Below are 14,272 nucleotides of genomic sequence, written 5' to 3'. Positions count from 1 at the left end.
CGTCACCACCCCACGGGAGGGCGTCGGTTTGATCGGACGCACCGGGATCGAGGCGGCGCTGCGCCAGGGGAGAACGGGCGAAGGGGTCGTCGTCGTGGTGGCCACCGTCCGAACCTATCGTGGGCGGACGGGGTTCCCGCAGGGCTTGCCCGGGGCCTTGACAGGACGCTCCGCGTGAACGACGGCGCCTCAGCCGCCCGGTTCGTCGCGGAAGAGACGCATCGAGGTCCCCGAGAGCGCGACCGTGTCACCGGGCGAGAAACGGGGCGACTCGTCGGAGGGCGCCTCGTCCGCGCTGGACCACAGCTCCACATACTCGCCCTCGTCCTCGAGGGCCGGCAGCGTCACATCGACCGGGCTCTCGTTTCCGTGCACGATGAGCAGGATCCGGTTGAGCTCTTCGTGCTCGGGGGTGGACGTCGCCAGATACTGCAGCGTCCGGTGCGAGGGATTGGTCCACCGTTCGCTCGACATGGTCGCGCCGTTCTCGTCGAACCACTCCATGACCGAGGCGGACGGGATGCGTTCGCCGAGACGGGCGAAGCGGACGGGGCGCAACGCCGGGTTCTCTCGGCGCAGGGCAAGCAGTCGGCGGGTGTGCGCCAGGAGGTCGTGCTGCCAGGGCGCGAGATCCCAGGAGAGCCAGGTCAGCGGCGAGTCGTGGCAGTACGCGTTGTTGTTGCCGCGCTGCGTGCGGCCCATCTCGTCGCCGGCGGTGATCATCGGCACGCCCGCCGAGAGCAGCAGAGTCCCCATGAGGTTGCGCATCGCCTTCCGGCGCGTGGCGAGGATGCCGGGGTCGTCGGTCTTGCCCTCGGCGCCGTGGTTGTACGACCGGTTCGTCTCGGCGCCGTCGCGGTTCTGTTCGCCGTTGCCGAAGTTGTGCTTGACGTCGTACGAGACCAGGTCGCGCAGAGTGAACCCGTCGTGCGCGGTGACGAAGTTGACGCTCGCGAGCGGGCCGCGCTCATCGGAGAAGGTGTTCGACGACCCCGCCAAGCGGGTGGCGAAGCCCCCGATGCCGACCGGGGCGGTGCTGGCGCGGCGGGCGTAGTCGACATCGCTCAGCCAGAAGTTGCGCACGCGATCGCGGTAGCGGTCGTTCCACTCGTGCCATCCCTCACCGAAGCTGCCGGTCTGCCAGCCCCCCATCCCGATGTCCCACGGCTCGGCGATCAGCTTGACGTCCGACAGCGCGTCGTCGTCGCGGATCGCGCGCAGCAGCGGGTGATCCGGGGTGAAGGAGTGGGTCGCGTCGCGACCGAGTGTCACGGCGAGGTCGAACCGGAACCCGTCGACCTGCACGTCGTTCGCCCAGTACCGCAGCGAGTCCAGGACGAGGCGAGCCGCGGCATCCGTGGCGGTGTTGACGGCGTTGCCGCAGCCGGTCTCGTCGATGTAGACGCCGTCGTCGGTCTGACGGTAGTAGGAGCGGTTGTCGATCCCGCGCAGACTCGTGCGGGGCCCGCCGATCCCCTCCTCCGCGGTGTGGTTGTAGACGACGTCGAGGATCACCTCGAGGCCCGCTTCGTGCAACAGCTTCACCATGCCCTTGAACTCCCGAAGGACCGCCTCCGGTCCCTCAGCCCGGCTCGCGGCCGTCGCGTAGGGGGCGTGGGGTGTGAAGAAGTTGACGGAGTTGTACCCCCAGTAGTTGCTCAGTCCGAGCTGCAGCAGCCGGGGTTCTGTGGCGAACGCGTGGACCGGCAGGAGCTCCACGCTCGTCACGCCCAGAGAGAGGAGATGCTCGATCATGGCGGGGTGCGCGAGCCCGGCGTACGTTCCGTGCAGCGCCGGCGGGACCAGCGGATGCCGCTTGGTCAGGCCCTTCACGTGTCCCTCGTAGATGACCGTGCGGTCCATCGGGATCCGCGGCTTGCCGACTCCACCCCAGTCGAAGGACCCGTCGATGACGACCGATCGCCAGTCGCCGAACCCGCCCGAGACGAGCCCGCGGGAGTACGGCTCGATAAGGAGGGAGGCGGGGTTGAAGGTGTTCCCCGGGCCGTGCGGCCCACCGACCCGGATCGCGTAGCGTGCGCCCGGGCGGAGCAGTGGCGTGGATGCCTCGAACACGCCGCCGCCGGTGGGGGTCATGGGCAGGGTCTCGACGGCCCAGTCCAGGTCGACGTCGTCGAAGATCACGAGCTGCATGGTGTCGGCGTGGGCCGACCAGACCCGCAGAGTCCCGCCGTCGGGGCCCAGCCGCACGCCGAGGTCGTCGAGAGTCGACGTGAGCAGGGCAGGGCGCGAGGACGCGGCCGCTTCGGGTGGGACCATGCGTCCTAGGGTAGTGAAGGACATATCCGGGACGCGGGGAGGGTGCATGACCGTCTATCTCGATCATGCGGCCACGACTCCGCTTCGACCCGAAGCACGGGACGCCTGGCTCGCCGCCCATGAGGTGCTCGGCAATCCCTCGTCCATCCACGGTGCCGGGCAGTCGGCGCGGCGACTCCTCGAAGATGCACGCGAACGTCTGGCCGAGGTGCTGGGATGTCAGCCCATCGAGGTCGTCCTCACCTCCGGGGGCACAGAGGCGACGAATCTGGCGCTCAAGGGGTTGTGGTGGTCTCGCTCCGACTCGGCGGAAGCCCTCGTGCTGCCGGACGGCGAGCACCACGCCACGCTCGACACCGTGGGCTGGCTGACCGCTCACGCGGGCGCCGCGGTGCGCCCCGTCGGACTCGACGCGCTCGGCCGCATCCCGATCGACGACTTCTCGGCCGCGCTTTCCGGATCCGCGCTCGCTACGGCGCTGGTGGCCAACAACGAGGTCGGCACGGTGCAGGATGCCGCCGGCCTGGCGCACGCCGCGGCCGAGGCGAGTGTGCCGCTGCATCTCGACGCGGTGTCGGCGCTCGGGCACATCGACGTCGACTTCGCGGCGTGGCGAGGATCGGTATCCTCTTCCTCGGGCCTGGTGGCGCTGTCGGTGTCGGCCCACAAGGTCGGGGGACCGGTCGGTGTCGGCGCGGCGGTGGTGTCACGTCATGCGCGCATGACACCGCTCCTCCACGGGGGCGGCCAGCAGCGCGGACTGCGCGCGGGCACGCAAGACGTCGCGGGGGCGGCCGCGTTCGCGGCGGCGGCCACGGCCGCGGAAGCTCAGCGCGAGCGCGAGGCCGCGCGGCTCCGCGCGCTGCAGGAGCGGCTGGTGCACGGCATCCTGACCTCGATCCCGGCGGCGCGCCTCCTGGGCGATCCTGAGGACCGGCTCCCGGGCAACGCGCACATCCTGTTCCCGGATGCCGCGGGCGAGACGCTGCTGTTCCTGCTGGACATGGCGGGGATCGCGGTGTCCACCGGGTCGGCGTGCCAGGCGGGGGTCGCCGAGCCGTCGCACGTCGTCCTCGCCCTCGGGCTCGATGACCGCGCCGCGCGTTCGGTGCTGCGCTTCTCGCTCGGGCACACCTCCACGGAGGCGGACATCGAGGCGGTTCTGGCCGCCCTCCCGTCGGCGTACGAACGGGCCGTGGCATCCGGTGCCCGTTCAGCGAGCGCTTCGTAGACTGGGACGATGCGAGTTCTTGCGGCGATGAGCGGTGGCGTCGACTCCGCAGTGGCCGCGGCGCGCGCGGTCGAGGCGGGGCACGACGTCGTCGGGGTGCACCTGGCCCTTTCGCGCGCGGGCGGCACGCTGCGCGCGGGAAGCCGCGGGTGCTGCACCATCGAGGACGCGATGGACGCCCGGCGGGCGGCCGACAAACTCGGCATCCCCTTCTACGTATGGGACTTCTCGGAGCGGTTCCGAGACGACGTGATCGAGGACTTCGTGTCCGAGTACCGCGCCGGTCGCACGCCGAACCCGTGCATGCGGTGCAACGAGAAGATCAAGTTCGCCGCTCTCCTGGAGCGGGCGCTCGAGCTCGGCTTCGACGCCGTCTGCACGGGGCACTACGCCACGCTCGTGGACACTCCCGCGGGGCGTGAGCTGCACCGGGCCTCCGATGCCGCGAAGGACCAGTCGTACGTGCTCGGGGTGCTCACGGCCGCGCAGCTCGCGCACACGTACTTCCCGCTCGGATCGACCCCGTCCAAGGCCGTCGTCCGTGCCGAGGCGGAGGAGCGCGGTTTGTCGGTCGCGCAGAAGCCCGACAGCCACGACATCTGCTTCATCCCGGACGGCGACACGCGAGGCTGGCTGGCCGACCGCGTGGGCGCGGAGACCGGCGAGATCCTCGACCGCTCCGGCGCCGTCGTCGGTCGTCACGAAGGGGCCCACGCGTTCACCGTCGGGCAGCGCCGCGGTCTTCAGCTCGGCGTGCCCGCGCCGGACGGCAAGCCGCGCTTCGTCCTCGAGGTGCGCCCGGTGAACAACACGGTGGTCGTCGGTCCGAAGGAGGCGCTGGCGTGCGCCGAGATCGCCGGGGATCGTTTCACCTGGGCCGGTCGTGCCCCCGAGGCATCCGAATTCTCCTGTCACGCGCAGATCCGCGCGCACGCCGACCCGGTCCCCGCCACCGCGACTGTGCAGGACGGCGTGCTCACGGTGCGTCCCGATGAGCCCTTCGACGGCGTGGCGCCGGGGCAGACGGCCGTCCTCTACGACGGCACCCGGGTCATCGGGCAGTTCACGATCGCGCGTACGGTGTCGGCGGTTCCGGTCGACGCCTGACGACCGTCGGTCCGCGCGTCTCCGGCGGAGGCGCCTCGCAACCCCGCGGGCGATGTCGGAGCCGCTCCCTAAGCTGGGGAGGTGACCGAGCACGACCAGCTTCCCGACGTGTCCCTCGATGAAGCGCGCACCGAGGCCGCGGATCTGACGCAGCGCATCGTCGACGCGCGCGACGCTTATTACGGGCGCGATGCCGAGCTGGTCGACGACGCGACGTACGACTCCTGGATGCATCGGCTCGAGGCTCTCGAGCGGCTCTACCCCGAGCTCCAGGGCCAGGACAGCCCGACGCTCTCGGTCGGCGCCGCCGAGGCGACCGATCTGGTGACCATCGAGCACGCCGAGCGGATGCTGAGCCTCGACAACGTCTTCTCCCCGGAAGAGCTGCGTGAGTGGGCCGTCAAGACCGAGGCGGCGGCGGGTCGTCCGGTGCACTGGTTGAGCGAGCTCAAGATCGACGGTCTGGCCATCAGCCTGCGGTACGAGAACGGCGTGCTCACCTCGGCGGCCACCCGTGGTGATGGCCGGGTGGGCGAGATCGTGACCGAGAACGCGCTGCGGGTCGCGGGGGTCCCGCGGGAGCTCGACGGTGAGGGGCACCCCGCGCTCGTCGAGGTGCGCGGCGAGGTGTTCATCCCGGTCGCGGCGTTCGAGAACCTCAATCGCCTGCAGGGCGAGTACCGTGATCGGGCGGTCGCCGAGGCGCGGGAGCGCGCGAACGCCCGCCGGGGAGGGGCCAAGGCTTTCGACGAGGAGAAAGCCGAACAGGCCGCCGCCCGCCGCTTTCCGGCGTTCGCCAATCCTCGGAACGCTGCCAGCGGCGGGCTCCGGCAGCAGATCGAGAAGAAGTCGGGGCTCGAGCTCGAGGCCGGTCGCGCGCGCATCGCGTCCCTCGCGCTGTACGTGCACGGGATCGGCGCCTGGCCCGACCCGCCGGTGGCCGCGCAGAGCGAGGTCTACGACCTGCTGAAGTCGTGGGGCCTTCCCACCTCGCCGTACAGCCGCGTCGAGTCGACGGTCGAGGGTGTCCTCGACTTCGTGGCGCACTACGGCGATCACCGGCACGACGTCGAGCACGAGATCGACGGTGTCGTGGTCAAGGTCGACGAGCTCTCGCTCCACGATGAGCTCGGTGCCACCAGTCGCGCTCCGCGCTGGGCCATCGCCTACAAGTACCCGCCCGAGCAGGTGAACACCCGCCTCCTCGACATCGTCGTGTCGGTCGGGCGGACAGGGCGTGCTACTCCCTTCGCCGTGATGGAGCCCGCTCGGGTCGCCGGCAGCGTCGTGCGGCAGGCGACCCTTCACAACCAGGACGTCGTCAAGGTCAAGGGCGTGCTCATCGGCGACACGGTCGTGCTGCGCAAGGCCGGTGACGTGATTCCCGAGGTGCTCGGCCCCGTCGTCGAGTTGCGCGACGGAACGGAACGCGCGTTCGTCATGCCGACGGAATGCCCCGAGTGCGGCACGCCGCTGCGCCCCGCGAAAGAGGGCGACATCGATCTGCGCTGCCCGAACGCGAGATCATGCCCGGCGCAGGTGCGCGGACGGGTCGAGCACATCGGTTCGCGCGGCGCTCTCGACATCGAAGCGCTCGGCGAAGTGACCGCCGCCGCGTTGACCCAGCCCGATGTGCCGGCCGAGCCGCCGCTCGACACCGAGGCGGGACTGTTCGATCTCACGGTCGAGCAGCTCGTCCCCATCGAGGTCGTGGTGCGCGACGCTGAGACGGGCGAGCGGAAGATCGACGAGAAGACCGGCGACGAGGTGCGACGGGCGCCGTTCCAGAAGCTCGGGGCCGCGACGTATCCGCCCGGGACGGAAGAGCTCGACCTCACCGAGCGACGCCGTCGCGGAATCCGCAAGGACTACCGTCCGGTGCTTCCGTCCGAGCAGGCGATCAAGCTCGTCGCCGAACTCGAGAAGGCGAAGACGAAAGACCTCTGGCGGCTGCTCGTCTCGCTGAACATCCGGCACGTCGGCCCCGTGGCCGCTCGCGCCCTCGCGCAGTGGTTCGGTTCGTTGGATGCCATCCGCCAGGCCTCCCGCGAAGAGCTCGCCGCCGTCGAGGGGGTCGGCGGGATCATCGCCGACGCCGTCATCGATTGGTTCGAGGTCGACTGGCACCGCGAGATCGTGGAACGCTGGACAGCCGCGGGGGTGCGCTTCTCCATCCCCGGCCATCCCGGCCCGGGCGCGGCAGTCGCAGCAGGCGGCGTGCTGGCGGGCGTCACGGTGGTGGCCACGGGATCGCTCGAGGGCTACACCCGGGAGGGCGCGCAGGAGGCGATCATCCAGGCCGGCGGCAAGGCGGCCTCGAGCGTGTCCAAGAAGACGGACTTCGTCGCCGCCGGGCCCGGTGCCGGATCGAAGCTCGCGAAGGCGGAAGAGCTCGGCATCCGGATCCTGGATGCCGCGCAGTTCCACGTCCTCGTCACCCAGGGGCCTGCCGCTCTCGGTCCGGTTGAGGACGCGGCCGCGGACGGATGACGACGAGCGGGGCGAGGCCGAAGCCCCGCCCCGCTCGTCGGTCGATCCGGTGTCAGCCCTCGCAGGCCTCGCCCGCGGCAGTGAAGCTGTCCTGCAGCGCGGTGACCTGCGGGCCCAGCTCGCTGGCCTTGTTCGGATCGGCGGCGACCTCCTGGAGGAACGTCGAGTAAGTGCGAAGCGTGTCGCTCGCGTTCTGCGCGAGAGGTGCGATCTCTTCGTTCGTGATGCCCGAGAAGTCGTTCTGCACCTTCGTCGCGAGTTCTTCGAACGTGGCGAGGGCGGCCTGCGGGTCTGAGGAGCTGATCGTGCTGCTCGCTTGGGACACGTCCGTGAAGGATGCGCGGATGATCTCGCACGCGTCGTCCTTCGACTGCTCCGTGACGGTCGCGGTCGCCGCCGGTGAGCTCGCCGCCGCCTGACTCGGCGCGGCGCTGTCGTCGGCGCTCGTGGACGAGCCCGCTCCGGAACAGCCCGCGAGCGCGAGGAGCGTCGCGGCAGCGACCAGAGCGAAGGGTGTGCGGGTGGTCTTCATGTGGTGCCCCCAGGGTTCTGTCGGGGCCCGGTACGGCCCCGCGATCAACGTATCGAGGGCGCGGCGCCGCTCGCCGAAACGCTTCCCCCCTTGCGCGGGAGGGGCGCGATGGGGCAGGGGAGGTCACTCGGCGAGGAGACGTTCCTTCACCTGACGTCGAAGGACTTTGCCGATGAGCGATTTGGGGAGTTCATCGACGACGACGACGCGACGCGGCACTTTGTACGGGGTCAGGATGCCGCGAGCGAACGCGCGCACCTCGTCCGGGTCGACGGTCGACCCCTCGGCGGCGACCACCGCGGCCACGACCTCCTCGCCGGAATGATCGCTGGGCACACCGACCACCGCGACATCGGCGACGGACGGGTGCTGCCGCAGCACGTTCTCGACCTCGGTGGGTGCCACGTTGAAGCCGCCGGTGATGATCAGTTCTTTGATGCGGTCGACGATACGGACGAAACCGTCCTCATCGATCGTGACGATGTCGCCGGTCCGGAACCAGCCGTCCACGAACACCGCTTCGGTCTCTTCGGGTTTGCCGTAGTAGCCGGAGAAGACCTGCGGGCCGCGGACGACCAGCTCGCCGCGCCCTCCGGGCTCGACGTCGGAGTGCGGGTCGTCGGGGTCGACGACGCGGCACTCGGTGCCCGGCAGGGGGAGTCCGACGGTCCCCGGCACGCGGTTCTCCGCGACGGGGTTGGCCATGAGCACCGGGGAGCACTCGCTCAAGCCGTAGCCCTCGACGAGGTAACCACCGGTGGCCTTCTCGAACGGCACCACCAGGTCGTGGGGGAGTGCCATGGCGCCCGAGATGGCGATGTCGATGCCGGCGAGCGAGACGCCCTGCGCCTCGGCGGCCGCGAGCAGACGTTCCGCGATCGGCGGCACGAGCGGCAGGAACGTCGCGGGATGCCGCTTCGTGACCGCGAGGACGAGGTCGGGGTCGAACTTGGGGAACAGCACGAGGCGCGCCCCCATCGACATCGCGAAGGTGAGGCACAGGGTCAGGCCGTACGCGTGGAACATCGGCAGCACCGCGTAGACCACGCAGCCTTCCCCGCGCACGATGGAGGGCACCCAGGCCCGGGCTTGCGCCGCATTGGCGAGCAGGTTCGCGTGCGTCAGCATCGCGCCCTTGGGGGTGCCCGTCGTGCCGCTGGTGTACTGGATGATCGCCAGGTCGGCGGTCGACGGGCGCGGGTGCGCATCCGGCAGCGGGTCGTGGCGGACGAGCTCGGCCCACGGCGTGGCATCCGTGGTCTTCTCCGTGAGCGCGGCGCGCGCCTCGCGGGCCTTGGCGATGGGGAGGCGGAGAGCGAGGCGCGTGCGAACCGGCATGGCCCGGGTCACATCGACCGAGACGAGGGTGTTCACGCGGAGGTCGGCGGGGAACTCCTGCACGGTCTTCACGACCTTGCTCCACACGATCGCGTGCTTCGCTCCGTGGTCTTCGAACTGTTTGCGCAGCTCGCGCGGGGTGTAGAGCGGGTTGTGCTCCACGACGACGGCCCCGAGCCGCAACACGGCGTAGAAGGCGACGATGTGCTGCGGGCAGTTGGGCAGCACGATCGCCACCGGGTCTCCGGCGCGTACCCCGTGCGCGGTCAGGGCGGCCGCGACCCGTGAGACCTCCGACGACAGCTGGGCATAAGTGGTCTCGCGGCCGAAGAACTCCAGGGCGGGGGCATCGGGGTAATCCCGTGTCGAGGCGTCGAGGATGTCGACGAGCGATCCCGTCTGCGGGTCGAGGTCCTCCGGTACTCCGGCGGCGTAGCTGGCGGTCCAGGGGCGAGGCGGGTCGAAGCTCGTCACCGTTCCAGCGTAGGGCGGGGCCGGTCTCGGCGCGCGGTGGGCGCGAACTAGACTTGCCGGGTGTCTGAAATCACCCCTGAACTCGTGCGCCATCTCGGTGTGCTCGCTCGGATCCAGTTGAGCGACGAAGAGGTGCAGAGCCTCACCGGGCAGCTGGATGCCATCGTCGACAACATTGCGAAGGTGTCCGAGGTGGCCACGCCCGACGTCGTCGCGACGAGCCACCCGATCCCGCTGCAGAACGTCTTCCGCCCCGACGTCGTGGGCGACACGCTCACGCGCGACCAGGCGTTGCAGAACGCGCCCGATCAGGCCGACGGCCGGTTCCGCGTCACCGCGATCCTGGGGGAGGAGCAGTGACCGATCTCACGCGCCTGAGCGCCGCCGACCTCGCCGCCGCTCTGACGGCGAAGGAGGTGTCGAGCGTCGAGGCGACGCGCGCGCACCTCGACCGCATCGCCGCCGTCGACGGTGACGTGCACGCCTATCTCCACGTCAGCGACCACGCTCTCGAGGTCGCGGCCGACATCGACCGGCGTCGCGCCGCGGGCGACGAGCTCGGCGAGCTCGCGGGCGTACCGCTGGCCGTCAAGGACGTGCTGGTCACGACCGACATGCCCTCCACGAGCGGATCAAAGATCCTCGAGGGGTACATGTCGCCGTACGACGCCACCGTCGTCGCACGGTCTCGTGCCGCGGGTCTCGTTCCCCTCGGCAAGACCAACATGGACGAGTTCGCCATGGGGTCCTCGACGGAGTTCTCCGCCTACGGCCCGACCCGCAACCCGTGGGACCTCGATCGCATCCCGGGCGGCTCGGGCGGAGGGTCGGCCGCGGCCGTCGCCGCCTTCGAGGCCCCCCTCGCCCTCGGTTCCGACACCGGCGGCTCGATCCGCCAGCCGGCGCACGTCACCGGGACCGTGGGGGTGAAGCCCACGTACGGCGGAGTGAGCCGCTACGGCGCGATCGCCCTGGCATCCAGCCTCGATCAGGTCGGTCCGGTCACCCGCACCGTGCTCGACGCTGGTCTGCTGCACGACGTGATCGGCGGGCACGACCCCCACGACTCCACCTCGCTCGCCGACGCGTGGCCGTCGTTCGCCGCGGCCGCACGCGAGGGGGCCACCGGGCAGGTGCTGAAGGGTCTCAAGGTCGGCGTCATCCGCGAGCTCGACGACAGCGGCTTCCAGAAGGGCGTGTCCGCGTCCTTCCGAGCAGCGCTGGCGGCGATGGAGGCGCAGGGTGCCGAGATCGTCGAGGTCAGCGCCCCGCACTTCGAGTACGGCGTCGCGGCCTACTACCTGATCCTTCCGGCCGAGGCATCCAGCAACCTCGCCAAGTTCGACTCGGTGCGGTTCGGTCTCCGGGTCACCCCGCAGGGCACGCCGACGGTCGAGAACGTCATGGCCGCCACGCGCGACGCGGGCTTCGGACCCGAGGTGAAGCGTCGCATCATCCTCGGTACCTACGCCCTGTCGGCCGGCTACTACGACGCCTACTACGGCAGCGCGCAGAAGGTTCGCACGCTCATCCAGCAGGACTTCGACGCGGCGTTCGCCGAGGTCGACGTCATCGCGACCCCCTCGGCGCCGACCACCGCGTTCCGCCTGGGCGAGAAGATCGACGACCCGCTGCAGATGTACCTCAACGACGTCACGACGATCCCGGCGAACCTGGCCGGCGTGCCCGGCATCTCGGTCCCGAGCGGCCTCGTCGAAGAGGACGGGCTGCCGGTCGGCATCCAGTTCCTCGCTCCCGCGCGTGAGGACGCGCGCCTGTACCGCGTCGGTGCGGCGCTCGAGGCGCTGCTCGTCGACCAGTGGGGCGGTCCTCTTCTCGACCGAGCCCCCTCTCTCACGAACGGAGCGACGCGCTGATGGCCAAGGACGCGCTGATGGACTTCGACGAGGCGCTCGAGCTGTTCGAGCCGGTCCTCGGGTTCGAGGTCCACGTCGAACTGAACACCGCGACGAAGATGTTCTCCGCCGCACCCAACCCGGCCAACGAGGCGAACCACGGCGCCGAGCCGAACACGCTCGTCGCCCCGGTCGACATGGGTCTGCCGGGCGCACTTCCCGTCGTGAACGAAGAGGCGATCCGATCCTCGATCAGCCTGGGTCTCGCGCTCGGCTGCTCGATCGCCCCGTCAAGCCGTTTTGCACGAAAAAACTACTTCTACCCCGACCTCGGCAAGAACTATCAGATCTCGCAGTACGACGAGCCCATCGCGTTCGAGGGTTCCGTCGAGGTCGAGCTGGAGGACGGCACGATCGTCACCGTGCCGATCGAGCGCGCGCACATGGAAGAAGACGCCGGCAAGCTCACGCACATGGGCGGGTCCACGGGCCGCATCCAGGGAGCCGAGTACTCGCTGGTCGACTACAACCGTGCCGGCGTGCCTCTCGTCGAGATCGTGACGAAGCCGATCTTCGGCGCGGAGCACTCGGCTCCGGCGTTGGCGAAGGCCTACGTTGCGACCATCCGTGACATCGTGCGCGCCCTCGGTATCTCCGAGGCGCGGCTCGAGCGCGGCAACCTCCGGTGCGACGCGAACGTCTCGCTGCGTCCGCGCGGTCAGGAGAAGCTCGGCACGCGGACCGAGACGAAGAACGTCAACTCCATGCGCTCGGTCGAACGCGCGGTGCGGTACGAGATCCAGCGGCAGGCCGCGATCCTGGCCGCGGGCGGGACGATCACGCAAGAGACGCGTCACTGGCACGAGGACACGGGGCGCACGTCGCCGGGCCGTCCGAAGTCGGATGCCGACGACTACCGCTACTTCCCCGAGCCGGATCTGCTGCCCGTCGTCCCCGCGGCGGAGCTGATCGAGGAGCTGCGCGCTGCTCTGCCCGAGCCGCCGGCCGCACGTCGTCGCCGGCTCAAGGCCGACTGGGGCTTCGCCGACATCGACTTCCAGGGCGTCGTCAACGCCGGCCTCCTGGACGAGGTCGAAGCCACCGTCGCCGCGGGTGCGACGCCGGCCGCCGCGCGCAAGTGGTGGATGAGCGAGATCAGCCGCATCGCCAACGCCGAGGAGCGTGAGCCCGCCGAGCTGGTCAGCCCCGAGAACGTCGCGGCGCTGCAGAAGCTCGTCGATGCGGGCACGCTCACCGACAAGCTCGCGCGCCAGGTGCTCGAGGGCGTCATCGCCGGTGAGGGAACGCCGCAGGAGGTCGTCGACGCCCGCGGTCTCGCGGTCGTCTCCGACGACGGTGCCCTGATCGCGGCGATCGACGACGCCCTGGCCGCGCAGCCCGACGTCCTGGCGAAGATCCGCGACGGCAAGGTGCAGGCCGCCGGCGCGGTCATCGGCGCGGTGATGAAGGCGATGAAGGGCCAGGCCGACGCCGCGCGCGTGCGCGAGCTCGTGCTGGAGCGCGCCGCCGCTCAGTAAGGCTCCGGATGCCACGGCTCCCCGGTTCGGATGACCGGGGGCCGTGGCATCCGTCGTTCCGGGCGTCGTGGGGCCGTCCACCTCGATGTCGGAGGCCGGGGGGAGAATGGATGCCATGGGACGCGGAGACGGCACGGGGCGCATCGTCTCGCCGCCCGGCGCCGATGACACGGGGACGGGAATCCTGCACGTCGACATGGATGCGTTCTTCGCCTCCGTCGCCGTCCTGGACGATCCGTCCCTGGCGGGCAAGCCGCTCATCATCGGGGGATCCCAGGGTCGGGGAGTCGTGTCCAGCGCGTCGTATGAGGCGCGCCGCTACGGCGTCAAGTCAGCGATGCCCGTCGCGATCGCCCTGCGCCTGTGTCCCACCGCGATCGTGGTGAACCCGCCCTATTCGCGGTACACCGAGATGTCACGTCAGGTCATGGCGATCTTCGACGAGATCACGCCGCTGGTCGAACCGCTCTCGATCGATGAGGCGTTCCTCGATGTGCGCGGCGCCCGGCGGCTGTGGGGGAGCCCCGGGAAGATCGCCCGCGATCTTCGCGTGCGCGTGAAAGAGCGTACGGGTCTCACCTGCAGCGTCGGGGTCGCCGCGACGAAGCACGTGGCGAAGATGGCGTCGACCATCTCCAAGCCCGATGGCCTGCTCATCGTCGCCGAGGCCGACACCGAAGCGTTTCTGCGACCCCGATCGGTACGCGCTCTGTGGGGCGTCGGGCCCAAGGCCGCCGAGGCTCTCGAATCGCGCGGCATCCGGCTCATCTCCGATGTCCTCGACACGCCGGGCCCCGTGCTCGAGCAGGTGCTCGGGCCGGCGATGGGTCAGCGGCTCTGGCATCTCGCCCGCGGCATCGACGCCCGCGAGGTGCACACCGGACGCGCCGAGAAGAGCGTCGGACACGAAGAGACGTTCCACACCGACATCTCCGACACCGCCACCCTGCACGTCGAACTGCGCCGGCTCGCCGATCGGGTCGGGGCACGCCTGCGTCAACAGCACTTCGAGGCGTCGACGATCTCGATCAAGGTCCGCTTCAGTGACTTCACGACCCTGAGCCGTTCCCGCACGCTTCCCGAGCCGACGTCGGTGGGGCAGCGCATCGGCGATGCAGCGATCGAGCTGTTCGACGGGATCGATCGCCGGCAGGCGGTGCGTCTCGTCGGCGTCCGGGGCGAGAAGCTGCGGCCGGCGACGGCCGCCGCGACGCTGTGGGATGACGATGCGGAGTGGCGTCGCGTCGAGGGCGCTCTGGACGGCGCGACCGCACGGTTCGGACGGGGGGCCGTCACACGCGGATCGCTGCTGGGCCCCGCGCGCGGCGGCGGGGCTCTCCCGACGAATCCGCGCCCCTCCTACGAGCACTGACACGGACGCCGTCGGCGCGCAACACCCCTGGGCGCCGCTACGACAGCCGGGTAC

General features: G+C 70.4%; 10 protein-coding genes. 7 read left to right on the top strand and 3 right to left on the bottom strand.

The annotated features are described in order from the left end of the window. Positions 1-189: 189 nt before the first annotated feature. Entirely contained in the window at positions 190-2,280 is a 2,091-nt protein-coding gene (gene glgX, locus P5G46_RS01960) for a glycogen debranching protein GlgX (RefSeq protein ID WP_408904865.1), read from the bottom strand. A gap of 46 nt (positions 2,281-2,326) precedes the next feature. Between glgX and P5G46_RS01955 the strand changes: the two genes are divergently transcribed. The 3 genes from P5G46_RS01955 to ligA all read left to right on the top strand — a co-directional run bounded on the left by P5G46_RS01955 (position 2,327) and on the right by ligA (position 7,108). Further along, on the top strand, positions 2,327-3,511 hold the full coding sequence (locus P5G46_RS01955) for a cysteine desulfurase family protein (RefSeq protein WP_408904864.1): 1,185 nt from the start codon (positions 2,327-2,329) through the stop codon (positions 3,509-3,511). 9 nt (positions 3,512-3,520) lie between these two features. After that, positions 3,521-4,618, top strand: a complete 1,098-nt coding sequence (gene mnmA, locus P5G46_RS01950; RefSeq protein ID WP_275438187.1) for a tRNA 2-thiouridine(34) synthase MnmA — start codon at positions 3,521-3,523, stop codon at positions 4,616-4,618. Positions 4,619-4,699: 81 nt separating this feature from the next. Next, positions 4,700-7,108 carry an NAD-dependent DNA ligase LigA gene (gene ligA / locus P5G46_RS01945; protein ID WP_408904863.1) on the top strand — a complete coding sequence of 803 codons (2,409 nt, stop codon included), beginning with the start codon at positions 4,700-4,702 and terminating at the stop codon, positions 7,106-7,108. 52 nt (positions 7,109-7,160) lie between these two features. Here the strand turns inward: ligA and P5G46_RS01940 are convergent, their stop codons facing one another. Both P5G46_RS01940 and P5G46_RS01935 read right to left on the bottom strand, forming a co-directional pair. Further along, positions 7,161-7,640 carry a hypothetical protein gene (locus P5G46_RS01940; protein WP_239276209.1) on the bottom strand — a complete coding sequence of 160 codons (480 nt, stop codon included), beginning with the start codon at positions 7,638-7,640 and terminating at the stop codon, positions 7,161-7,163. Between the two features lie 123 nt (positions 7,641-7,763). Further along, positions 7,764-9,452 (bottom strand): long-chain-fatty-acid--CoA ligase, encoded by a 1,689-nt coding sequence (locus P5G46_RS01935; protein ID WP_408904862.1) that lies wholly within the window; start codon positions 9,450-9,452, stop codon positions 7,764-7,766. A 60-nt stretch (positions 9,453-9,512) separates the two neighbouring features. Between P5G46_RS01935 and gatC the strand changes: the two genes are divergently transcribed. The 4 genes from gatC to P5G46_RS01915 all read left to right on the top strand — a co-directional run bounded on the left by gatC (position 9,513) and on the right by P5G46_RS01915 (position 14,218). Continuing rightward, positions 9,513-9,812 carry an Asp-tRNA(Asn)/Glu-tRNA(Gln) amidotransferase subunit GatC gene (gatC, locus tag P5G46_RS01930; protein ID WP_239276207.1) on the top strand — a complete coding sequence of 100 codons (300 nt, stop codon included), beginning with the start codon at positions 9,513-9,515 and terminating at the stop codon, positions 9,810-9,812. Then, on the top strand, positions 9,809-11,329 hold the full coding sequence (gatA, locus tag P5G46_RS01925) for an Asp-tRNA(Asn)/Glu-tRNA(Gln) amidotransferase subunit GatA (RefSeq protein WP_408904861.1): 1,521 nt from the start codon (positions 9,809-9,811) through the stop codon (positions 11,327-11,329). Before gatC ends, gatA begins: the two co-directional genes overlap by 4 nt. Beyond that, the gene (gatB, locus tag P5G46_RS01920) at positions 11,329-12,846 is read left to right on the top strand and encodes an Asp-tRNA(Asn)/Glu-tRNA(Gln) amidotransferase subunit GatB (protein ID WP_239276205.1); all 1,518 of its coding nucleotides are present in this window, start codon (positions 11,329-11,331) and stop codon (positions 12,844-12,846) included. Before gatA ends, gatB begins: the two co-directional genes overlap by 1 nt. Positions 12,847-12,961: 115 nt before the next feature. Continuing rightward, entirely contained in the window at positions 12,962-14,218 is a 1,257-nt protein-coding gene (locus tag P5G46_RS01915; protein ID WP_408905265.1) for a DNA polymerase IV, read from the top strand. Positions 14,219-14,272 lie beyond the last annotated feature (54 nt).

The sequence above is a fragment of the Microbacterium mcarthurae genome, assembly GCF_046064585.1.
Classification (GTDB): domain Bacteria; phylum Actinomycetota; class Actinomycetes; order Actinomycetales; family Microbacteriaceae; genus Microbacterium; species Microbacterium mcarthurae.
The sequence above is the reverse complement of the archived record's forward strand: the minus strand, read 5'-3'. Positions and strand labels throughout refer to the sequence as shown.

Coding starts and splice junctions, on each gene's coding strand:
- P5G46_RS01955 (WP_408904864.1), top strand. CDS start 2,327: ATGACCGTCTATCTCGATCATGCGGCCACGACTCCGCTTCGACCCGAA.
- P5G46_RS01915 (WP_408905265.1), top strand. CDS start 12,962: ATGGGACGCGGAGACGGCACGGGGCGCATCGTCTCGCCGCCCGGCGCC.
- P5G46_RS01940 (WP_239276209.1), bottom strand. CDS start 7,640: ATGAAGACCACCCGCACACCCTTCGCTCTGGTCGCTGCCGCGACGCTC.
- gatB (WP_239276205.1), top strand. CDS start 11,329: ATGGCCAAGGACGCGCTGATGGACTTCGACGAGGCGCTCGAGCTGTTC.
- glgX (WP_408904865.1), bottom strand. CDS start 2,280: ATGGTCCCACCCGAAGCGGCCGCGTCCTCGCGCCCTGCCCTGCTCACG.
- mnmA (WP_275438187.1), top strand. CDS start 3,521: ATGCGAGTTCTTGCGGCGATGAGCGGTGGCGTCGACTCCGCAGTGGCC.